This window comes from Streptomyces sp. DG2A-72 (genome assembly GCF_030499575.1).
GTDB lineage: Bacteria > Actinomycetota > Actinomycetes > Streptomycetales > Streptomycetaceae > Streptomyces.
This window is the reverse complement of record NZ_JASTLC010000001.1, coordinates 8,219,067-8,241,314: the sequence shown is the minus strand read 5'-3', so window position 1 is coordinate 8,241,314 and position 22,248 is coordinate 8,219,067. Positions and strand designations below refer to the sequence as shown.

11 protein-coding genes and 2 pseudogenes are annotated in these 22,248 nt (G+C 73.0%); 4 read left to right on the top strand and 9 right to left on the bottom strand.

Annotated features, from left to right (window positions below):
* The first annotated feature begins 19 nt into the window (after positions 1–19).
* A complete protein-coding gene (locus QQY66_RS39120; protein WP_301987639.1) occupies positions 20–772 on the top strand; it encodes a bifunctional 2-polyprenyl-6-hydroxyphenol methylase/3-demethylubiquinol 3-O-methyltransferase UbiG in 753 nt (250 codons plus the stop codon).
* Here QQY66_RS39120 and QQY66_RS39115 read toward each other — a convergent pair.
* Both QQY66_RS39115 and QQY66_RS39110 read right to left on the bottom strand, forming a co-directional pair.
* Complete coding sequence (locus tag QQY66_RS39115) at positions 661–1,119, bottom strand: hypothetical protein (protein ID WP_301985121.1); 459 nt, start codon at positions 1,117–1,119, stop codon at positions 661–663. The two genes, QQY66_RS39120 and QQY66_RS39115, sit on opposite strands and share 112 nt — an antisense overlap.
* Positions 1,119–2,348, bottom strand: coding sequence for a molybdopterin-dependent oxidoreductase (locus tag QQY66_RS39110; protein WP_301985120.1), 1,230 nt, complete (start codon positions 2,346–2,348; stop codon positions 1,119–1,121). The genes QQY66_RS39115 and QQY66_RS39110 overlap by 1 nt, the downstream gene beginning before the upstream one ends.
* Positions 2,349–2,461: 113 nt before the next feature.
* Between QQY66_RS39110 and QQY66_RS39105 the strand changes: the two genes are divergently transcribed.
* Positions 2,462–3,826: a hypothetical protein gene (locus QQY66_RS39105; protein WP_301985119.1), complete on the top strand. Its 1,365-nt coding sequence runs from the start codon at positions 2,462–2,464 to the stop codon at positions 3,824–3,826.
* Between the two features lie 170 nt (positions 3,827–3,996).
* The gene (locus tag QQY66_RS39100; RefSeq protein ID WP_301985118.1) at positions 3,997–5,028 is read left to right on the top strand and encodes a lysylphosphatidylglycerol synthase transmembrane domain-containing protein; all 1,032 of its coding nucleotides are present in this window, start codon (positions 3,997–3,999) and stop codon (positions 5,026–5,028) included.
* A gap of 100 nt (positions 5,029–5,128) precedes the next feature.
* On the opposite strand, the gene QQY66_RS39095 is transcribed toward QQY66_RS39100, so the two are convergent.
* The 6 genes from QQY66_RS39095 to QQY66_RS39070 all read right to left on the bottom strand — a co-directional run bounded on the left by QQY66_RS39095 (position 5,129) and on the right by QQY66_RS39070 (position 15,175).
* A complete protein-coding gene (locus QQY66_RS39095; protein WP_301985117.1) occupies positions 5,129–6,358 on the bottom strand; it encodes a phosphodiester glycosidase family protein in 1,230 nt (409 codons plus the stop codon).
* A gap of 368 nt (positions 6,359–6,726) precedes the next feature.
* Complete coding sequence (locus QQY66_RS39090; RefSeq protein ID WP_301985116.1) at positions 6,727–7,824, bottom strand: class I SAM-dependent methyltransferase; 1,098 nt, start codon at positions 7,822–7,824, stop codon at positions 6,727–6,729.
* A gap of 16 nt (positions 7,825–7,840) precedes the next feature.
* Complete coding sequence (locus QQY66_RS39085; RefSeq protein WP_301985115.1) at positions 7,841–9,022, bottom strand: glycosyltransferase; 1,182 nt, start codon at positions 9,020–9,022, stop codon at positions 7,841–7,843.
* Positions 9,019–9,825 (bottom strand): alpha/beta fold hydrolase, encoded by an 807-nt coding sequence (locus QQY66_RS39080; protein WP_301985113.1) that lies wholly within the window; start codon positions 9,823–9,825, stop codon positions 9,019–9,021. Before QQY66_RS39080 ends, QQY66_RS39085 begins: the two co-directional genes overlap by 4 nt.
* A gap of 2 nt (positions 9,826–9,827) precedes the next feature.
* The gene (locus QQY66_RS39075; protein ID WP_301985112.1) at positions 9,828–10,151 is read right to left on the bottom strand and encodes an acyl carrier protein; all 324 of its coding nucleotides are present in this window, start codon (positions 10,149–10,151) and stop codon (positions 9,828–9,830) included.
* A complete protein-coding gene (locus QQY66_RS39070) occupies positions 10,151–15,175 on the bottom strand; it encodes a type I polyketide synthase (RefSeq protein ID WP_301985111.1) in 5,025 nt (1,674 codons plus the stop codon). The genes QQY66_RS39075 and QQY66_RS39070 overlap by 1 nt, the downstream gene beginning before the upstream one ends.
* On the opposite strand from QQY66_RS39070, the pseudogene QQY66_RS50570 reads away from it, so the two are divergent.
* Positions 15,133–15,441, top strand: a pseudogene (locus QQY66_RS50570) (hypothetical protein); the annotation flags it as partial. The gene QQY66_RS39070 and the pseudogene QQY66_RS50570 overlap by 43 nt on opposite strands.
* Here the strand turns inward: QQY66_RS50570 and QQY66_RS39065 are convergent.
* A pseudogene (locus QQY66_RS39065) lies at positions 15,333–22,121 on the bottom strand (SDR family NAD(P)-dependent oxidoreductase); the annotation flags it as partial. The pseudogenes QQY66_RS50570 and QQY66_RS39065 sit on opposite strands and share 109 nt — an antisense overlap.
* Positions 22,122–22,248 lie beyond the last annotated feature (127 nt).

Below are 22,248 nucleotides of genomic sequence, written 5' to 3'. Positions count from 1 at the left end.
CCCCGACGGCCGCCCGATCATGCACGAGACGACCCCCGACGCCCGCCCGATCGTCCGCGAGACGCCTCCCGACGCCCGCCCCTGGACCGTCGACCTCTACAGCGACGCCCTGCGCACCGGGCGCGGGCCGCTCTTCCTGCGCCGTACGGACGGCTGGCTGCTGCCGCTGGACGTGGAGCGCTGGTGTGCGCGGGCGGACGCCGTGGACCTGGAGGTGCTGGCCCGGTGCGAGGGCGCGGTGCTGGACGTGGGCTGCGGTCCCGGCCGGCTGGTCGCCGAACTCGCGGCCCGGGGCCGGCGCGCGCTCGGCATCGACGTCAGCGAGGCGGCCGTAGCGCACACCGTGCGGCTCGGCGGACAGGCGCTGCACCGCTCGGTGTTCGAGCCGGTGCCGGGAGAGGGCCGCTGGGGCACCGTCCTGCTCGCCGACGGCAATGTCGGCATCGGCGGCGACCCCGTCGCCCTGCTCGACCGGCTGGGCCAGCTGCTGGCTCCCGGCGGGCTGCTGATCGCCGAGACGGCCGCTGTCGACGTGGACGAGCGTGTCCATGTGCACGTGACCGACGGCCGGGGCGCGGTCGGCGCCCCGTTCCCGTGGGCCCGCCTCGGCACTCCCGCCCTGCTGCGGCACGCCGACAGCGCGGGCTGGAGTGCCGTCGATCAGTGGACCTCCGGCGGCCGTTCCTTCGCCGCCCTGCGCAGCCGCCGTACGAAGACGATCGCGGAGCCCGCGAACAGTGCGGCGGTGATCAGCAGCCAGCGGGCGAGGTAGGAGTCCGCGGACATGCCGGTGGAGGCGGCGTAGCGGTCCGCCACCCGCCCGCTGATCAGCGGGAACCACACGAGCAGCAGCAACAGCGACAGGGCGGCCGGCACGCGGACGTAGCCGGCCGCCCACCGCCGCCCGGCCGCGCCGCAGGCCGCCACCAGCGCGCGGTCGGCCGCCGCGTACAGCGGCACCAGGACCAGGTCGTGGACGACGGCGGCGCCCACGAACCACAGCGCGACCTCGAACCAGTCGCCGTCGAGCAGCCGCAGGCCCGCGTATCCGGCAAGCGCGAACGATGCGGCGAGCAGGAGCAGTTGGAACGGGCTGCCGACAGCGAGACGCGCGCGCATCACAGATCTCCGAACGTCATCCGGGCCACCCACTTGGTGTTGAGCACACCGGGCGCCGCGGGCACGATGACCCGGGCCGGGTAGCCGTGGTCGGGGGACAGGTCCTCGCCGTTGACGGTCAGGGCGAGCAGGGAGCGTTCGTCGGCGACTTGGTTCGCACGCAGGGCGGCGCGGCGGAAGGCGCCGGCGCGTTGCAGCGACTCCACGAAGACGTCGGGCGGATCGTCGTAGCCGACGAGGGCGGCCAGATCCCGCAGCCGTACGCCGCGCCACCACTGGTCGGAGGTCGACCAGCCCTCGACGCAGGCGATGGGCAACGAGGCGGAATGCAAGGGAAGTTGAAGCAGGTCGGCGCGGCTGAGCCGGACGGTGCCGGTGCGGCCGGTGACGACCAGCCGCCAGGCCTCCGCGCCGGTCTCCGCCGGGGTGATCCCCACCTTCGCGGCCGTCTTGTTGATCTGGAAGCCGTTCGGTCCCGAGCCCGGTTCTCCGCCGCCGTGCGGGGCGAGCAGGGCCGTACGGCGCAGGAAGCCGTCGAAGCTCTGTCCGACGGTCGTGGCGAACAGCAGCAGCGAGCCGCCCCCGACGAACCACAGGGCACCGCGCCGGGACACGGTCGGCTCGGCGGGCTCCGGGGCCACCAAGTCGTCCTTCTCCTCGCGCAGTTGCCGCAGATTGCGCAGCGCCTTCGGCGTCTTCAGCGCGGCATGGGCGACGAACGCGGCGAAGAACACCCATGCCCCGTAGAAGTGCAGGGCGTAGAACGAGCCGGGGAAGATGTAGTCGAGCTGGACGTTCAGCACACCGGTGACGAACTCGAAGAGGGCCCCGCCGACCAGCAGGAGCAGTGAGATCCGCTCCGCCGCGTGCGCGAGCGAGCGGGCCGGTGGCAGGGTGAACAGCCTGGGCACGACCGACCACAGCTTGGCCAGCAGCACGGGGATGAGGGCGATCCCGAGCGTGACGTGGATGCCCTGGTTGAGCCGGTACAGCCAGTGCGGGTCGGTGGGCCAGGAGAAGAGGTAGAAGCCGAGGATCCCCTTGCCCTGGGTCTTGTCGTTCACCGGATCCAGGTCCGGGTTGTAGGCGGCGTACGACACCAGCCCCGTCAGGAACAGCACCGTGATCCCGCCGAGCAGCACGACGCCGAGCACCGAGGTGAACCGGGGCCCGCGCAGCGGGCTGCGCCAGAATCCGGGCGCGAACGGAGTGGGAAGTGTGCGTCGCATGCCCCGACCGTAGGCCTGGATCACCCCAGGACAGGGCCCGCGAACCATGACGAATCTCTGACGTCCGCGCCCGTCACGCGTCCGGCGCACGCCGGGCGTCCTAGCGTTCAGACGTGACCCCCGATCTTCTGCCAGGCACCCGCCCCGACGCGCTCCCCGACGCCCGCCGGGACCTGAGGCGCGACCTGTACACGGCGACGGCCGCCGCCCTGCTCGTCCTGACCGCCGCGCTGGTCGGCAGCGCGATCGAGCGCCGCGACGACACGCTCTTCGTCCGCTGGCCCCCGCTGCTGGCGCACTGGGACCCGCACATCGGCCCCGGCACCCCGGCCGCGCTCGCCGTCGCGCTCGCGGTCATCGCGTACGGCCCCGTCCTCGCCGTTCGCCTGCCGTGGCGCTCCCTGCTGCTCGCGGTCTGGGGGGCGGGCATGGCCTGGACATGGTCGCTGGCGCTCATCGACGGCTGGGACCGCGGCATCGCCCGGCGGCTGACGACGCGCGCCGAATACCTCCAGGTCATCGACAGTTTCGGGGACATCCCGGCCACCCTGCGGGACTTCACCCAGCACATCCTGATCCACTCGCCGGACAACTGGCCCGCGCATGTCGCCGGACATCCCCCCGCGGCCACCCTCACCTTCGTCTACCTGGACCGCATCGGCCTCGGCGGCGGCGCCTGGGCCGGAGTCTGGTGCATCACCGTCGGCGCCACGGCCGCCCTCGCCGTCCTCGTCACCGTCCGCCTCCTCACCGACGAGAACCTCGCCCGCCGCGCCGCGCCCTTCCTGGTCCTGGCACCGGGAGCGGTGTGGATGGGCACCTCCGCCAACGGCTACTTCGCGGCGGTCGCCGCCTGGGCGGTCGCGTTCCTGGCACTGGCCGTCACAGGCCACCGCCCGCACTGGACCGGCCTGGCCTCCGGCCTCCTGTTCGGCCTGACGGCCTACCTGTCGTACGGCCTCACGCTCTTCGCGCTGATCGCCGCGGCCGTCCTGCTGCTGGGGACCCACCGCATCAGACCGCTTCCCTTCGTGCTCGCCGGGTTCGTGGTCGTCCCCGTCGTGTTCACCGCGCTGGGCTTCTACTGGTGGGAGGCGTACGACCTGCTGGTCACCCGCTACTACGAGGGCGTGGGCGGCGTGCGGCCGTACAGCTACTGGGTGTGGGCCAACTTCGCGTGCACGGTGCTGGTGGTGGGCCTCGCGACAGCGGCCGGGCTGCGGCGGACGGGGGTGGCCCTGCTCCGCCGGGACGACAGGACCGCCGTGCGCCTCGGTGTGCTGGTGCTGGCGGCGCTGGTCGCCATGGTCGTCGCCGATCTGTCCGGGATGAGCAAGGCGGAGACGGAACGGATCTGGCTGCCGTTCGCGCTGTGGCTGCTGCCGGCGTGCGCGCTTCTGAAGGGCGTACGGGGGTGGCTGGCGGCGCAGGCGATCGTCGCGCTTCTCGTCAACCATCTCTTGCTGACGGGCTGGTGACTCCGGTCACACCGCGACCGCGTTGCCCGTCCGCCCTCGCCTCGTCGGTTCCCGGCCACCGTCCCGTCACGCAGAAAGGGAACGCTCCCCCGCGTCCCCCTTTGCTCGCCTCCTCGTACCCGTCAGTCCCGCCTAACCGTCGGGTACGACGTGGAAGGACGACGTGCGCCGTGTCCCCGCTCCAGCTCGACGAGCTCCCCAAGCCATCGCTCACCCCCGTCCCCATCCCCGCTCCCGCCTCGGTCAGTGCCCCCACACCGACCACGACGCGTCAGCGCCGGCTCCGCTGGGCGCTGAGTCTGCTGCCGCTCCTGCTGATCGGCGGGTACGCGGCGTTCGACTGGCCCACCGTCCATGACAGCGCTGTCCGGCTGGCCGGTGCCGACCCCTGGTGGCTGCTGGCCGGAACCGTGTTCAACATCCTGTGCTGGGTGGCCGCGTCCGTGACCCGGCAGGGCGCCCTGCCGGAACGGCTGCCGCCGGGTCCGTTGCTGGCCTCGCAGTTCGCCGCGGGCGCCGCGAATCATGTTCTGCCGGCCGGTCTGGGCGCGCACGCCGTGACCCTGCGGTTTCTGCAGAAACAGGGGATACCCATCCCCCGGGCGACGGCGTCGCTGGCGCTGTACTCGCTGGTCAAGCCGGTCGTGAAGACGCTGCTGATCCTGGCGTTCCTCGCCGCCTTCCCCGGCACGCTGCGCATCGGCCAGCTCGTCCCGGACGCATCGACGCTGATCGTGGCCGGCATCGGCATCGCCTGCGTGCTCGGCGCGGCGACCTTGCTGGTGACGGCCGTACGGCCGTTGCGGCGACCGCTGCTCGGCTGTCTGAACTCCGCCCTGACCGACGCGCGGCTGTTGCACACCCGTCCGGTCCGGGTGCTTCAGCTGTGGGGCGGGGCGGCGGCGTTTCCGCTGCTGCAGGCCTGTGTGCTGGCCTCGGTGGGGTCGTCGCTCGGGCTGCAACTGCCCTGGGTGCATGTGATCTTCGCGTATCTCGCGGCCAGCGCCGCGGTGGGGGCGGTGCCCTCGCCGGGCGGCATCGGCCCCGTTGATGCGGCGCTGGTCTTTACGCTCGTCGTGTTTGGCGCGCCCATGGTTCTGGCTACCGGTGCGGTGATCGGCTTTCGGGTGATCACGGTGTGGTTGCCGTTGTTGCCGGGGGCGTTGGTGTTGTCGGGGATGGTGCGGCGGAAGATGTTGTGAGTGCTTCCGCCTGTCGCTTCTTGGCTGCGGGTTCGTTGTGGCTGGTCGCGCAGTTCCCCGCGCCCCTATGGGGCGCGTTTCAGGGGGCGTCTCTTGAAAATCACGGGGCGTCCGTGAATACCAAGGCGTCCCCTACCGCCCTCTCCGTCGTTCCGCTCGGGCGGTTCACCAAGGTGCCCTCCACCGACATGGCCGTGGAGCCGCCGCCGTCCAGGTTGATGGAGTTGTGGAGGCCGAGGGCGTGGGCGACCTCGGCGGTCTCGTTCATGGTCGTGCCGACGCTGGTGGTCACGCGGCCGTCGATGGTCGCGAGGACGATCCTGCCGTCCCGTGTCGTTCCGGCGATGGTGCGCGGGTTGCGGTCGAAGAAGCTGCCGGAGCCGGGCGGCACCACGATCGTGCCGTTCGCGGTGAGCCGGTAGCGCCCGTTGACGCCGGACAGCCCCGGCCGCACCGGAAGCGTCTCACCGCGCTCGTCGGTGAGTGTCGAGGTCACCCTGAGGCAGCCGGTTCCGGCCACCTGGAGCAGGGTGGCCGCCTCCCGGCCCGTCGCCTGGATCGACGTCTGACCGGCGGTCAGGGCAGTCCCCCGGGTCGTCGATGTGCGTACGACGCAGCCGCGCCGGTCCAGGACGGCCTCCGTCCCGGGCCCGGAGGGCGTGGCGTCGGCGAACTCCGGGGTGAAGCGGGTGACATCGCCGGGTTCGGTGCAGTCGGCGGTTGCCGCGCAGGCCGCCGGGACGACGGGCGGGTGGTTGAGGAACTCCAGCGGGAGCGCGGCGCCGGTCGCCCGGTTCGTCACGCTGCCCGACCAGCTGAGCTTGCCCATCAGGACGCGGTCGGTACGGGAGTCGACGACGAGGTCGGCCTCGGCGGGATCCGCGGTCGGCTCGCTGAGGAGCTTCCCGCCGTACAGGCCCAACCCGACCGGGTCGCCGGGGTATTGGGCACTGGCCGTGAAGGTGAAGAAGGAGGCATTGACCCCGGCGAGCGCTCCGGAGGAACGGACGAGATCGGTGGTCTTCTCCGTGCGGGCCAGGTCCGGTCCGTACGTCGCCTTCAGATGGCCGCGGGTCCTGCGGGGGTCGATGGTCAGGACGTTGACCACCCACGGGCCGCGTGTCGTCGTGTTGATCTGATCGGCCGGAGCGGGTTCGGTGCCCCGCACGACCCGGGTCAGCGTGACACCATCGGCGAGCACCCGGCTGCTGCGGGTCTCCACGAGGTCGGCGTCACCGAGGGGAAGCGTCTTGTCGGCAGCTTGGGCATGGCCGCCGGGGGCGACCAGAAGGGTCACTACGGCCGTCGTCACAGCCGCGGCACGAGTCATCCTGAGTCTGTACGAGCTGGATGTCATGCCCGCGAGCTTCTTCCGCCCGGGGAACACCCGGTGGGCCCTCCGAACCCACCCGGATGAACAACTGCCGAAGCGGCGCGCAGAGTTGTCCCACAGCGGGGCGGGTGAAGTCGGCTGCGGTTCGGCAACGCCCCGAAGGGGCGCGGGGCTGTATCAATATGCGGCTCCGCCGCGTGGGCGCGACCAGCCCTCACCGACCCGCAGACAACCAAACCGCGCATCCAGCGTCGCACGTGCGTATGAAGTACGGTGCCGCATCGCCCCCCTTCAGGGGCGCGGGGAACTGCGCGACCAGCCCCCACCGGCCCGCGGACATCCAAACCGCGTATCCGGCCGAGCGCTCAGTCCCGTCGAGCCACCAGCCGGTATGCGTTGGACACACCGAGCCGATGCGACAGTGGCCTGATCGCGAACCGATCCAGCAACGTGCCCGCGACCAGGGCCGGGACACCGGCGAGAAGCAGCGCACCGCGCAGGGTGCGCTGGAGCGCGTTGGGCCCGGACCGCAGCCACGGCAGGTTGTCCCGGGGAGCCACCGCGTCCAGCGCCAGCCACGTCCCCGCCAGCAGATCGACGGGATCGTGCGGCTCGGTGTGCTGTTCCGCCACGACCGTGAAGCCGAGGTCGGTCAACCGCTGCCGCAGATTGCCGACCGGCACGAAGTGCAGATGCTGCGGCTGGAGCCACGGCAGCCACCACCGGCCGAGGAGCCGGGCGTACCGGCTGTCGGGGTCGGGCACCTCGATCAGCAGATGCCCGCCGGGCCGCAACGCCTCGTGCGCGGCCCTCAGTTCCCGGTCCGGCTCGGTGCTGTGCTCCAGGTAGTGGAACATGCTCACCACGTCGTACTGCCCGGCGAACCCCGGCGCCAGCTCCGGGAAGCTCCCCCGGTAACCCCGCTCCACCCGCCCCGCCCGCTCGGCGAGTTCCGCCCCGTCGGTGAAGTCGAGCCCGTCGAACCTCGTACCGGGGTGAACGATGCGGGCGGCCTCGCAGAAGTGACCGTGCCCGGTACCGACGTCGAGCCAGCTCTTCGGGTCGGCGGCGTACGGCAGCAGGGACGCGGCCCGCTGCTCGTACATCTTCGTCCGGCCCGCGAAGGTGTTGCCCAGCTGCTTCTCGCCCAGGCCGTCGTAGAAGTCCCGGTAGTAGAACTCCAGCCCCTCGGCGCTGAGTCGGGGGTTCTGGAAGGTGTGCCGGCACGCCTGGCACTGGTCGAGGACGAACCGGCCGGGCTTGTGCTGGAGCAGATCGGTGGTGCGCAGCCGGGTCTGCAGGTCCTGCGCACCGCACCACGGGCAGGTGGTGCGCCGGGGTTCGAAGAACCGTTCCAGGCCGTCGGCCAGGTCGGCCAGGTAGCCGGGGCGGAGAGCGGCGACCTGCTCATTGCGGCTCGGCGCTTTGCGCTGTTCCTCGTTCATGACGCCCTTCTCGCTCATGACGCCTCTTCCTCGTTCATGACGCCTCCTCGGCGACCAGCTCTTCGAGACGGGAGGCCGCCGCGGTGGCACCCCCGGCGGCCCGGAATCCGCTGCGCATGCGCTCGGCCGCGGCACGGTAACCGGGTTCGTGCAGAACGGCGTCGAGTGCCTCGCCCAGCTTCACGGCGGTGACCCGCCCGAACCGGACCCTGATCCCCGCCCCGGCCTCCACCACCTGCCCGGCCACGACCGGCTGATCGTCCCGGATGGGCGCCACGACGAGGGGCACACCGTGCCAGAGCGCCTCGCAGACGGTGTTGTGACCGGCGTGACAGACGACGGCGTCGACCCTTTCCAGCAGCGGGAGTTGAGGGACCGATCGCACGATCAGTACGTCCTTGTCGTCGGCGCCCGCGAGTGCTCCCGCCGGATCCACGATCACCGCCTGCATCCGGTCGGCACGGGACCGTACGGCCCGATGGCACTCGGCGAGAAACCGCGGTCCCACATCGGTGTTGGCGGTGCCGAGGGTGACCAGGACGGTCGCGCGGGAGGCGTCCAGCCAGTCCCAGGGGAAGTCGGCCGGGCCGGGCCGTTCGGTGATGGACGGGCCGACGTACCGGATCTGCTCGCCCGTCCTGGCGTCCGGCCCGACGAACTCCCGGATGCTGAAGGCGAGCACGAGTTGGGGCGAGAAGCGGGGATCGGCGGTACCGGACGGGTCACCCATCCGGGCCCGCAGCCCCCTCAGGACTCCGTCGATCCAGTCGGCGACCTTCGGCATGCCCGCCAGCACATCGGTGAACTCGGCGGAGGTGGTGGCCGACGTCGCCCACGGCACGCCCAGCCGTTCGGCGACCAGCCCTCCGGCGAGCGCCTGCTGATCGGCGACGACCACGTCCGGGCCGAACTCCCGTACCGCGGCGGCCACTCCGGGCGCCATCGCCTCGGCGAGCGGTGCGAGAAACCGTTCCCACAGGAACTTCAGCGCCTCGGGTCCGCGGATTTCGGGTGGTCGTACGCCGTCCCCCGCCCCCGGCACGGGCCCGTCGCAGGAGAACACGACGGCCTTCCCGCCCGCGAGCCGCAGCACCAGGCCGGGATCGGCACACGCCCAGGCCACCCGGTGTCCCCGGGCGGTCAGTTCGGCGGCGACCCCCACGGCCGGGTTGATATGACCGACGAGCGGCGGCACGACGAACAGGAACCTGCTCACCGCACCTCCGCCAGCTGCGCCTGCCGGATCAGCTGGAGGATGTGCTCGCCGACCACACCGGCGGCCTCGACCAGCACCGAGTGCTCGTGCCCCGGCACGACCACTGTCCGGCAGTCGGGCAACAGTGCCTTCAGCCACGGTGCGAGTTCGGCGAGGTCGGAGTCACCGCCGTACAGGGCGAGGACGGGACACGACACGGACCGGATTTCTTCCTCCGTCAGCACCCGGCTGGCCGGGATGTCGTGCGGGAGGCTCGTGGTACGGGCCAGGCGGGCCGCGCCCTTGGCGAGGCGGGCGGTGTTGTGGCTGCGGTTCGCGGTGATCCAGGCGAGGGCGTCGTCCTCGTTGAGCGCGAGCTGGGTGAGCACACGGTGCAGGATGCCGCCGATTTTCACCGCCCAGGCCTCGGTGGCCGGTTCCGACTCGATGAGAGTGAGGCTCGCGACGCGCTCCGGGTGGCAGGCGGCGTAGCCGAAGGCGACCGTGCCGCCGTACGAGTTGCCGACCAGGTGGACCGGCCCGGTGACCGCAAGCCGGTCGAGCAGGGCCTCCAGGTCGTCGATGTTGTCGTCGAGGTGGTAACCGGTTTCGGGGCGTTCGCTGCGGCCGTGGCCGCGCAGGTCGTACATGACGACGTCGATGCCGGCCAGCGCGAACACCGGTGCCACGGTGAAGTAGTAGCTGGCGAGGCTGTCGGTGAGCAGGCCGTGCACCAGCACCGCGGTGGCCGTCGTGGGTCGGTCGTCCCTGGGGCCCACTCTCTGGACGTGCAGCCGGATGTCGCCCGTGTCGACGATGGCCATGCTCAGACCGCCTCCGCCGCTTTGAGGCTCTGCACGATGTGCTCGACGAGCCGGCCGACGGTGAGTTCGATGATCTCGTCGAACTCCATCCCGGCCAGGAACTCGGCGAAGTTGACCCGTCCGCCGTACCGCTCCTCCAGCAGCCCGGCGAGCGTGACGAGGTCGATGCTCTCCAGCTCCAGATCGCGGTTGAACGTGGTCTGCATGCCGATCTCGACGTCGTCGAGGCCGTACTCGTCGAGGAGCGCCGCGAGCATGCCGGTGATGTCGGCGAGCACGGTTTCCTCGTCGGTGGCCTGCGGGTCGGGCTGCGGGTTGGGCTGCATCAGTCCCTCTCCTCGTCGTCCTGTCGCGTCGGTCCCGTCGTCCAGGCCACGACGTACTCCCTGCTCGGCAACCCGGGCGGGTTGCCGGTCCGTTCGCAGCGCACGCTGTAACGCGCTCGCTCCAGCCGCCCCGAGACGACCAGGCGGTCCGCGTCGGCCGCCAGCACGGCGAAGTCGCGCGGCCGCCCGCCGAAACCGGTTCCCTCCGCCTTCGCGACGGCCTCCTTGGCCGCCCAGAACCGGGTGAACCACAACGCCTCGGACTCCGCGGTGGCCGCGCACCGCGCCCGCAGCAGGGCGAGTTCGTCCGGACCGAGGGCGGCGGCGAGGGTCTCCCGGTCCCGTTCGACGACTTCCTCGATGTCGATGCCGGGCCCGGGGCCCGGGGTGTGCGGCCGTACGATCGCCACGCCGGCCTCCGCGCGATGGGCGAGCGAGAGATCCAGCGGGGGGAGGCGCCGGCCGTGCATGCCGGTGACGTACGGCCGCCCCGAGTCGTCGTTCAGGACGCGGATCTCGGCCGGAAAAACGGGCCCCTCACCGTGATCCCACAACCACCGCCGTACGGCGTCCTTGGCGGCGATCCTCCCGAGCAGCCACTGTCTGCGACCGCGCGGCGCATGCGCCGCGTACTCCGAACGCTCCACGCCGCTCAGCGAGTTGCGCATGATGAGGTCCCGCGAGGCCAGGTCCGGCCACCGCTCGTGCAGCAGCACCCAGCCGTCCGGCCGGGCCTCGGAGAGGGTGTTGCGCTCGGGGAACCGTTCGACCGGCCGGGTCTGCGGGTCGTTGTCGAAGCGGCGGTCCTGCCAGCCGGTCAGCTCGGCCCAGACCTCGCCGTCGACGGTCAGCTGGACGTCCGCTTCGAGAACGGTGTCGGTGAGGGATGTGATCTGTACGAAGCAGCCGACGTCCGTGCCGGGGAGCGGCTGCGGCCCGTAGAAGCGCATCTGCCGCATGTGCACCGGGAAGACGACGGTCCGCTCGGTGCGGGTCGCCATGATCCAGTAGCCCAGGATCTGGCCGACGTTGTCGAGGAGGGACCCGGGCGCGGGCGGCGTAGTGATCACCCCGCGCACGTGCGTCTCACCGATGGCGGTGAGCTCGCTGACGCCCTGGAACGCCGGGCCGTGGAACATCCAGCGTTCGGCGTAGAGCTGGGCGGCCGTGTGGTCGGGGGTGCGTTCGGTGGCGGGGTCGGGGTGCCAGGGGGCGGGGGATGTCGCCGGGTAGCGGTCGGACAGCTCGACGACCGAGCGTGCCTGCGGGCCGAAGGAGACGGCGCGCCGGGCGGGGGCGTCGGGGACAGGGGCGACGGCGACCTCGACGTCGACGGGCGGGGTGGCGGTGAGCCACTTGTCGAAACGCGCCCCGTGCACGGCGACCGCCCGCGTACCGGGTACCGCCTGCTCCGCCGCCTCCATCATGTGCTGCACGATCGTCGTGGCCGGCACGACCGGCCAGCGGTCCGACACGTCGGGCCAGCCGGGGCGCTGGGGGAAGAAGCAGTGGTCGAGGAGGTGGGGCATGGTGTCCGGGGAGACGTGGACGGTGGTGCGGTGGGCGCGCGAGTGACCGGTTCCGTGGTGGTGGCCGGGGGGATTCGGGGGCGGCGGAGCGGCGGGGAGGCCTGTGGGCGGCGCGGGGTGGGACACGGGCGGGGCCGAGGCGCGGCGAGGCAGGGGCGGGGCCGATGCGGGGCCGGGGACCGGCGGGCCCGATGCGAAGTGGGGCACGATGGCGGCCGATGCGAGGCCGGGGACCGGCGGGCCCGAGTTCGCCTGCGGCTCCGAGGTCGCGGTCCCGGCGCGCAGCGCCTCAACGGCCGCGACGGAGGGTGTGCCCGCTACCGCCGCGGAGGCGGAAGCCATCGCCGGAGCCGGATGACCTCCGGTCGCCGGGGCCGGGCGACGATCGGCCGCCGCGATCAACTCGGCTGCCGTCTCCGCGGTTTCCCGTAGGAGAGCGCTCAGTTCGGCGGCGGCCGAAGAGTGCGCGGCGACCGCGTCCAGCGTCGACGGGCCGGACGCGGTCAGGGCTCCCGGGACGGCGGCATGCTCCGCCGTCGATGCGCGCTCCGGGACGCGAGAGACAGCCGCACCCCCGAGAGCGTCCGCGCCCGTCCGGCCCACGGCGTCGCCGACGAGGCGGGCCACGCCCGGAGCCACCGCCGGTGCCGCGCCACGGTCGGCCGCGGAACCGGCCTTCAACTGCGCACGCAACTCCGCCAGGATCGGCCCGTCGAGCGAGACGAGCGCCCCGCCCAGGTCGAGCCGGACCGGGGGCCGGTCCCCTCGCGCGGGAGCCGAAGTCGACTGCGATTCGGCAGCGCCCCCAAGGGGCGCGGGGAACTGCGCGACCAGCCCCCGCGGCGCCGCAGACAACCGACGACCCACCGCGGCCATTCCGGCGGAGCGCTTCGCGCCGGTCGCCCACAGCGCCGTCGCCACCCGCTGCAGCTGGGCGAGGCCCGTGCGGTGGGGAGAGTTGGCGGATACGACGAGGTGGTCGCGGCCCGACAGGGTGTCGCCGACGAGGGAGCCGAGCCGGCCGGGGCCGACCTGGACGAACGTGCGGTGCCCGGCCGCGTACATCGCCTCGACGAGCTGCCGGAAGCGGACCGGCTCCAGCAGATGCCGGACGAACAGCTCACGGACCGCCGACTCCCCCGACGGGAACGGCGCCGCCGTGGTCCCGGACCACACCGGCACGGCCGGGGGATGCAGCCGGAAGCGGCTCGCCGCCTCCTTGATGGGTCCGAGATACGGCTGAAGCATCGGCGTGTGGAAGCCGGACCGGAAAGGCAGCACCTGGCTGATCACGCCCTGCGCGCGGAAGGCCCGTACGAACTCCGTCACGGCCGTGTCCGGACCGCACACCATCGACTGGGCGGGCGCGTTGTCGTGGGACAGCACGATCCCGGCGTCCGGCCAGTCGGCGGACAGAGCCTCCAGCACCCGCTCGGCCGGCGCCCCGAGCGCCCCGAACGCCAGCCCCGGCACGGTCAGCGCGTCCGGGTCGAAGGACGCCATGAAGCCGTCCACCTCGTGCCCGGAGTACAGCCCGGCCGCGACCATCGCCGTCCATTCGCCGACACTGTGCCCGGCGACCGCGTCCGGCACGATCCCCATCCGCCGCAACGCCGCGTCGAGCAGCCGCCCGACAGCGACGACGCCGAGCCCGTGCCGGCCGATGTCGCCGACCTGGGCGGCTCCCGGTACGGGCGCGGACAGGCCGAAGTGGGCGGCGACATCGTCCACTTGGGGTGCGAAGTCGCCTTCGAGGCCGGGGAAGACGAACGCGAGCTTTCCGCCGAGCGGGGCGGGTGAGAACCAGACGTCGTTACGACCGTGCCAGGCGCGTCCGCGGGCTACCGCGCGTCGGGCGAGCGCGAGGCGCTTCGCGGTGGGGTCGATAATGCCGAGCCGGGCGTATGCCTCCGGCGTCACCCCGTCGAGACCGGCCGCGCGTACGTCCGCGTCGTCGGCGTCCAGCTGTGCGGCAAGGCCCTCAGGGGTGTCGGCGGCGAGGAGCAGCACGCGTGATGTGCCGTCGGTCGGGTGCGGCTGCGTCGTGGCTGGTCGCGCAGTTCCCCGCGCCCCTACGGGGCGCTGCCGCACCGGCGGCTCCTCCAGTACCACGTGCGCGTTGATCCCGCCAAATCCGAACGCGTTCACCGCCGCCCGCCGCACCTCACCCCCCTCCCACGGCTCCGCCCTCTCCAGCGGCCGGAAACGGGTCTCGGCCAGCCCCGGATTCGGCTCGTCGCAGTGCAGCGTCGGCAGCAGCACCCGGTGATGGACCGCGAGGGCCGCCTTCACCAGCCCCGCCACGCCCGCCGCCGGCATCGTGTGACCGATCATCGACTTCACCGAGCCGATCACCGCAGCGTCGCCCGGTCCGAACACATCGGCCAGCGTGGCCAGTTCGGCCGCGTCCCCCGCAGGGGTAGCCGTACCGTGTGCCTCCAGCAGCCCGATGGACCCGGACGCCGCCGGATCGAGCCCCGCTGCCCGCCACGCCTGCCGTATCGCACGGGCCTGGCCGCCGGGGTCGGGATTGACGAGACCGGCGGCACGCCCGTCGCTCGCGACGCCCGTGCCGCGGATGACGGCGTACACGCGGTCCCCGTCACGCTCGGCGTCGGCGAGGCGCTTGAGGACGACTACGCCGGTGCCCTCGCCGATCAGGAGGCCGTCGGCGTTGCGGTGGAAGGGGCGGATGCGCTGGCTCGGGGAGAGGGCGCGGAGCTGGGAGAAGACGGACCACAGGGTGATGTCGTGGCAGTGGTGCACTCCCCCGGCGAGCATCAGGTCGCAGCGCCCGGCGGCCAGTTCGCCCACCGCCTGGTCGACGGCGACCAGCGAGGACGCACAGGCGGCGTCCACGGTGTACGCGGGCCCGCGCAGGTCGAGCCGGTTGGCGACGCGGGACGCCGCGAGGTTGGGGACGAGGCCGATCGCGGACTCGGGGCTGTCGGGGCCGAGCCGTTCGGTGAACGCCGCCCGTATGCGCTCCAGTTGCCCGCCGTCGAGATCGGGCAGCAACTCCCCCAGCGTGCGGACGAGTTGCCCCGCCGTACGCACCCGCTGGTCGAGCCGGACCAGCCCGGGCGTGAGGTACCCGCCCCGGCCCAGCACGACTCCGATCCGCTGCCGGTCCGGCAGCCGCTCCTCACCGCCCGCGTCCGCGAGCGCCGCGGCGGCCACGTGCAGGGCGATGAGCTGGTCGGGCTCGGTGCCGGAAACCGAATTCGGCATGATCCCGAACCGGGTGACCTCCACCTCGGCGAGGGTGTCGACGAATCCGCCGCGCCGGCAGTACACCTGGTCGGCGACCGCACGCCCGGCGGCGGAACCCGGACGGTAGTAGTCGGAGTCCCACCGCCCTTCGGGTACGTCGGTGATGGCGTCCGTGCCGGCCACCAGGTTCCGCCAGTACGAGTCGAGGTCGGCGGCGCCCGGCAGCAGCACCGACATCCCCACGATGGCGACGGGCGGCTGTGACTGATGGTTGTCCCTCATGTCACCAGCCCGACGCGGTGTGGACGACCGCGCGTGCCGACTCGTCGCCCCAGGCGAGTTCGCGCAGCAGTGCCGCGGTCCCTTCCTCGGGGTCGATCAGCTTGATCCCGCGCCGGGCGTACTCCCGGCCCAGCTCCGGACTGACCATGCCGGTGTGCGCGCCGGTCGGCGCCCACGGTCCCCAGTGCACGGTCAGCGCCCGGCGGCCGGTGCGCGCGGCCCACGCCGAACCCAGGCTCTCCAGAGCGTCGTTGGCTGCCGCGTAGTCCGACTGGCCGCGGTTGCCGAGCACGGCGGAGATACTCCCGAACAGCACCGCGAACGCGGGCCCGCCCGGCAGTTCCTCCAGCGCCGTCAGCAGCGTCTCGGCGCCCACGGTCTTGGTGCCGTAGACCCGCTCGAACGACTCGGTGGCCTTCTCGGCGATCACCTTGTCCTCGATCACCCCGGCCGCGTAGACGACCCCGTCGAGCCTGCCGTGCTCGGCGTGGATCTCCTTCACCGCCTGGAGTGCGGCGTCCGGCTCCCGGAAGTCGACGGAGTGGTAGCGGGCCCGGCTGCCGAGGGCGGCCAGTTCGTCGAGCGTGGCGGTGATCTCCCGCTGGGCGAGCAGGAGTCCGGTCTCGCGGTTGATCTCGGCGGGCGTCAGACCACCGCGGGCGGCGAGGGCGGCACGCAGGGCGGCCCGGTCCGGTGCGGCGGCGGTCACCGGGTCCTCGGGTCCGTCCGGTGCGGGCGTGCGGCCGAGCAGTTCAATACGGCAGCGGGAGGCGGCGGCGAGCGAGACGGCGAACTTGGCGGTGATCCCGCGGGCGCCGCCCACCAGCAGCACGACCGAGTCACGGTCGAGTCCGAGCGCGGCGGCCTCGGCGGCCCCGTCCCCGGCGGGTCCGGCACCGGTCGTACCGAGGGTGCCGAGCGGTGTCTCCGCCAACTCCAGCCCATGGCGGCCGGATGCGGTGCGCAGCACCACCGGGGCGGCCGGTTCCGGCGCCAGCAGTTCGGCGAGCAGCGCGTCGGCGACGGCGGCGGGCCTCGTGTCGTCCAGGTCGACGACCCGTGCGACCGTCTCCGGGTACTCGCGGGCGATGGTGCGGAAGAGGCCGTGCAGACCGGCCGACCGCGGACTCGGGGCGGCGGGACGTACGGCGATCAGGTGGCGCGGAGCGCGGCCCAGGGCGGCCTTCAGGACGGGGAAGGCGTCAGGCAGCACCGGCGGGGCGGCGGTGGCGAGGGCGTGGAGGTACAGCACGCCGTCCACCCGGCCGTCGGCTTCGGAGAGCAGGTGCTCCCGGCCGAGGGCCACGGTCTCGGCGCCGTGCGAGGTGAGCCGGGCCGCGATCTCCCGGGCGGCTTCGGCGGTCTCGTCCTCACCGATGAGCATGAACCGCCGCCCGGTGAGTTCGGCGGCCGGGTCCGCGGCGGCCGGCTCCAGGAGGACGGGCCGCAGCACGAACCGCTTCGGCGCCTCACCGGTCACCGGGTCGGGGTCGGGCTCCGCCGCCACGACCGGCTCGGGCTGCTGCTCCGCCGGGGACAGCCGCCCCGCGAGCCACTCGGTGACCGCCGCCGCCGTACGCGCCTTCGCCAACTCCTCCAGCTCGGCGTCGTCGAGCGCGGCGAGGTCGGCGCCGCCGCCTGCGCCGAGGCGCTTGGCCAGTTCACCGGCGATCTCGGCGCGCTTGATGGAGTCGATGCTGAGGTCGGCCTCCAGGTCGAGGTCGGGCTCGATCATGTCCATGGGGTAGCCGGTGCGCTCGCTGATGATCTCGAGCACGACGGAGAGGACATCGGTTTCGTCGGTTGTTTCTTCGGTTGTTGCTTCGGAGGCGGCTTCAGGCTGCGGCGCCTGCTGCAAGGCCGATTGCTCCACGGCCAGTTGAACTGGTTGCTCCACAGGAAGCTGGACCGGCTGCTGTGCCGGAACCCACTGCCCTGCCGCCGCGGCCCCGCCGAAGTACGTCAGCAGCACGTCCCGCTGGGCCGCCACCATCTCGCGGCTGGTGCGCAGGAACTCGGAGATCAGCGCGTCCTTGTCCGAGTGGGCCGGGGTGCCGTTCGTGTGGTTGGTCGTCACAGTCGTCTCCACGACGCGTCGGGCCGGTGCGAGGGCACCGGGGAGGAGTTCTCCGGCGGCGGTGCGGACCAGCTGGCCGTCGACCGTCCAGCCGGGCCGCTTCGGCGCGGGGGTGCGGACGGCGTCGACGGCGTCCCGGCCCCGCAGCAGCCACGCGGTGCGTACCGGCTGCCCGGCGACGGCGAGTTGGGCGAGTGCGTCGAGCCAGCCGCGCAGTCCGCTGCCGGCGCGGGGCTCGCAGGCGACGGTGCGGTGCGGGCGGTCGCCGAGGATCTGTCCGACCAGCCGGGTGAGCACGGATCCCGGGCCCGCCTCGACGAAGACGCGCGCTCCGGCCTCGTACATCGCCTCGATCTGCGTGACGAAGGCGACGGGTGCGCCGATCTGGGCGGCCAGTTCGGTCCGTACGGCGGCTGCGTCGTCGCCGTACGGGCTCCCGGTGCGGTTGGCCCACACCGGGAACTCGGGTGCGCGCACGGCGTGTTGGGCCAAGGCCCCGGCGAACCGCTCACCGGCGCCCGCCACCAGCGGGCTGTGGAAGGCGCAGGCCACGGGGATGCGCTTGGCGCCGATCCCGGCCGCGCGCAGCTGTCGTACGGCCTCCTCGACGGCCGCCGTGGGTCCCGAAATCACCGTCTGACCGGGTGAGTTGTGGTTGGCGGCGACGACCTCGGCCGATGCGTCGAGCACCCGCTCGATGTCTCCGGCACCGGCCGCCACCGCCGCCATCGTCCCGGGGTCCGCCCCGGCCGCGTCGAGGATCGCCTCCGCCCGCTCGGCGCTCAGCGTCAGCAGTGTCTCCGGGTCGAGGGCGCCCGCCGCGCACAGGGCGACCAGTTCGCCGTAGCTGTGTCCGGCGGCCATGTCGGGCCGTATCCCGGCCCTGGTGAGCAGCTCGTGGGCGGCGAGACCGACGATGCCGAGGGCGGGCTGGGCGACGCGGGTGTCGGTGAGGCGGGCGCGCTGACGCTCTCGCTCGGTGTCGTCGAAGGCGGCGGGCGGGTACAGCACGTCGGCGTAGGCGCGGCCGAGTTCGAGGTGGTGCTGGAGTTCGGGGAACGCGATGAAGACGTCGGCGAGCATCCCGGGCCGCTGGCTGCCCTGGCCGGGGAAGAGGAAGGCGACTTTGCCGTGGGAGCTTTGGTCGGCTGGGGCGCCGGGGCCTGCGTCGGCTTGCCCCCTGGGGCCGTGGTCGGCGTCACCCACGGGGCCGCGGTCAGCTTTGCCCTCAGAGCCCGCGCCGGCTCCGCCCTCCGAGCCCTGGCCGGCCATATGAATCCCCGCCGCCGGATCGTGCTCCCCGGCCAGCGCCCTCCGCAACTGCCCTACCAGACCAGCCACATCCGTCGCTACGACCGCCATCTGCACCGGATCGTGCCCGGCATCGGACCGTCGCGCGACGCTCAGTGCCAGATCGCGCAGCCGCCACGGCCACCCGCTCTCCGCCGCCACGGACTCGGCGACCTCGAGCACGTCCTCGACGGCCCGCCGCGCCCCCGCGAAGTCCTTCCCCCGGAACGTGAACAGCTCCGCGGGCCACGCGTCCAGCCCCTGCGCCGACGGCACGGCATCGCCGTAAGCCCCCAGCACCGCATGGAAGTTGGTCCCGCCGAACCCGAACGCGCTGAGCCCGGCGAGGCGTTCCTCTGCCGGAGCCGCCCAGGGACGCGCCTGCGCATGGAACACGAACGGGCTGCTGTCCTCGCGCCACCCGGAGTTGGGCCGCTGGACGTGCAGCGTCGGCGGCTTGACGCCGTGGTGCAGTGCCAGCACCGTCTTGATCAGCCCGGCGAGTCCCGCGGCGCACTTCGTGTGCCCGATCTGCGACTTGACCGACCCGAGCGCACACCCGCCCGCTTCGGCCCCGGCCTCGCTGAACACCTCGCTGAGGATGGTGAGTTCGGTACGGTCGCCGACGACGGTGCCGGTGCCGTGCGCCTCGACCAGGCCGACGTCGGCGGGCGAGACCCCGGCGTTGCGGTAGGCCCGCTGGAGCGCGGCGCGCTGGCCCTCGGGGCGCGGTGCGGTGAGCCCCAGCGAACGCCCGTCGCTGGAACTCCCGACTCCCTTGATGACGCCGTAGATCCGATCCCCGTCCCGCTCGGCGTCCGCGAGCCGCTTCAGCACCACGCAGGCGACGCCCTCACCGAGCGCGATGCCGTCCGCCGAGCTGTCGAAGGCGCGGGACCGGCCCGTCGGGGACAGGGCGTGCACGGACGAGAAGAGGACGTAGTCGTTGATGCCGTTGTGCAGATCGGCGCCGCCGCACAACACCACGTCGCTGGTCCCGCCGACGAGTTCCTTGCAGGCGACGTCGAGGGCGGCCAGCGAGGACGCGCAGGCCGCGTCGACGGTGTAGTTGGCGCCGCCGAGATCGAGCCGGTTGGCGATGCGGCCGGAGATGACGTTGGCCAGCATGCCGGGGAAGGAGTCCTCGGTGAGCCGCGGGAGCTGCTGCTCGATGCCGTCGGGGATCGTGCCGTGGTACGAGGGCAGTACGGCCCTCAGCGTGGTCGCGTTGGACAGGTCGCTGCCCGCCTCCGCGCCGAACACGACGGAGGTGCGCGCCCGCTCGAACGCCCGCCCGCGCTCGCCGTACCCGGCGTCCTCCAGCGCCCGCCGGGCGGCCTCGAGGGCCAGCAGCTGCACGGGCTCGATGGCGCCGAGGGACGTGGGCGGGATGCCGTAGCGCAGGGGGTCGAAGGGGATGCGCGGCAGGAAGCCGCCCCATTTGGATGTGCTGGCGCCGTCGCCGTCGGGGCCGTAGTGCACGGCCGGGTCCCAGCGCTCGGGCGGGACCTCCGTGACGGCGTCGCGTCCGCCGAGGATGTTCGCCCAGAAGGCGGCGAGGTCGGGGGCCTCGGGGAACATGCAGGCCATGCCGACGACGGCGATGTCGAGCGGCGCGGGGGCAGCGGGCTCCACGGCCTCGACGCTCAACCGCGCACGCAGCTCTCGCGCCCGTTCGTCGAGGAAGCCGGCCGCGCCTTCGGCCACCGACCGGTGCAGAGCGCCGATGGTGGTGGTGGCCGAGCGCAGCACCGCCACTTCCCCGGCCATGAACATCCCGTCGGTGAGCTGCCGTCGTTCGTCGACGGCCGTCAACTCGCCGGAGGAGTCCCGGTCGACGCCCTTGCTGGCGATCCGCAGCCGCCCGACGTTCAGCCGCTCCAGCTCCTCCCAGATCCGTCGGTCGGGCACGCCGTCGGCACGCAGTTCGGCCTCGCGCTCGCGGTAGTCGTCGCTGAACGGGCTCGGCACGCAGCGGGTGGCGTGGCCGGGAGCCGTCTCCAGCAGGGCGGTGGCGGTCGCGGCGACGACCTGCCGTTGGAAGAGCGGCTGGATCGCCCCGCACTCCACGGCCTCCTCGGTGAACAGGTAGGCGGTGCCCATCAGGACGCCGACGGCGGCCCCGCGCGCGGTCAGCGGTGCGGCGAGCGCGGCGACCATCGCGGCCGATCGCTCGTCGTGGACGCCGCCCGCGAAGAACACCTCGATGTCGGAGCCGTCCTCGGCGTCCGCCAAGTGGTCCTCGATGACGGCGAGTTGGGCCTCCCAGAGTGGAAAGCTCGCCCGCGGCCCGACATGGCCGCCGCATTCGGAACCCTCGAAGACGAACCTGCGCGCCCCGGCCTGCAGGAACTGCCGCAGCAGCCCCGGCGAGGGCACATGCAGGAAGGTGCTGATCCCCTCCCGCTCCAGCGCCTCGGCCTGCGAGGGCCGCCCGCCCGCGATGATCGCGTGCGTCGGCCGCAGCTCGCGTACGACCTCCAGCTGGGCGTTCCGCGTCTCCTCCGGCGCGAACCCGAGCACGCCGACACCCCAGGGCCGCCCGGTCACGGCGTCCCTGGTCTCCTCCAGCATCGCCCGGGTCTGCTCCCCGTTCGCGAGGGCGAGCGCGATGAACGGCAGGGCACCGTCCCCGGCTACGGCCGCCGCGAACCGCGCCCGGTCGCTCACCCGGGTCATCGGACCCTGCGCGACGGGCAGCCGGGTACCGAGGGCGCGGCCCATCGGTGACCCGTCCCGCAGTGCCCGTACGGCCGTGTCGTCGCGCACCGCTTCCCGTACGGCGTCGGTGAGCGCGCGCACCATCCGCCCCGCATCACCCCACCGTTCGGCGAACCGTGCGGCCAGGAACCCGTCCTGCCCCACCGGCAGCACCTGGCGGCGCAGATCCTGCGCGCCGAGCAGATCCGCCACCGTGTCGTCGTCCGGCATGTCCGGGGCGTCCGGTCCGCGGCGCCGCAGCACCCGGTGACCGCCGGCCACGACCGTCTCGGAGCCGTCCATCGACCGCAGCGCGGCAGCGGCCGGTTCCGGCAGCTCCGACTCGGCCAGCAGGGCCAGTTGGCTGTCCAGTACGACTCCGGCGGCGCCGCCCGCGACGGCGGCAGCGGCGGTCCGGGGGCCGATGCCGCCGCAGGCCCACACGGGAAGGCCGACGCCGGACAGCAGCTGCTGGAGGAGCACGAAGGTGCTCAACTCCCCTGTCCGGCCGCCGCTTTCGGACCCGCGGGCGATCAGCCCGTGCGCCCCGGCACGCACCGCCTCCCGCGCCTGCTCCAGATCGGTGACCTCGGCCAACACCCGGATGGCGGAGGGAACTTCGCCGATCCGCCAGACCGCGTCCACGGAGAGGACGACGGTGCCGGGACCGTCGTTCAGGACGTCCTCGGGCCGGAGCCGGCACCGCGCGCCGACCCGCACTCCGTACGGACCGGGCCTGAGGCGTCGTATTCGCGCCAGCGCTGCTCTTGTTCTTCGGTCGCCGGCACCCAGGTCCAGGATCCCGAGCCCGCCGGCGCGGCTGACCGCCGCGGCCAGACGGGCGTCGGGTTCACCGAACGGGGTGACTCCGATGATCATGTCCTCGGCGCGCACAGCAGACGTCATGATGCTCCCGAATAATCGGTGAGACTGCACGGTGGGGGTGGGAATGCCGACGGAATCGGTCGTCAAAAACCATGCGGAAGCCAACACCAGAAATTACCGG

Coding starts and splice junctions, on each gene's coding strand:
- QQY66_RS39120 (WP_301987639.1), top strand. CDS start 20: ATGCACGAGACGACCCCCGACGCCCGCCCGATCGTCCGCGAGACGCCT.
- QQY66_RS39095 (WP_301985117.1), bottom strand. CDS start 6,358: ATGACTCGTGCCGCGGCTGTGACGACGGCCGTAGTGACCCTTCTGGTC.
- QQY66_RS39070 (WP_301985111.1), bottom strand. CDS start 15,175: ATGAGGGACAACCATCAGTCACAGCCGCCCGTCGCCATCGTGGGGATG.
- QQY66_RS39075 (WP_301985112.1), bottom strand. CDS start 10,151: ATGCAGCCCAACCCGCAGCCCGACCCGCAGGCCACCGACGAGGAAACC.
- QQY66_RS39110 (WP_301985120.1), bottom strand. CDS start 2,348: ATGCGACGCACACTTCCCACTCCGTTCGCGCCCGGATTCTGGCGCAGC.
- QQY66_RS39090 (WP_301985116.1), bottom strand. CDS start 7,824: ATGAGCGAGAAGGGCGTCATGAACGAGGAACAGCGCAAAGCGCCGAGC.
- QQY66_RS39115 (WP_301985121.1), bottom strand. CDS start 1,119: ATGCGCGCGCGTCTCGCTGTCGGCAGCCCGTTCCAACTGCTCCTGCTC.
- QQY66_RS39080 (WP_301985113.1), bottom strand. CDS start 9,825: ATGGCCATCGTCGACACGGGCGACATCCGGCTGCACGTCCAGAGAGTG.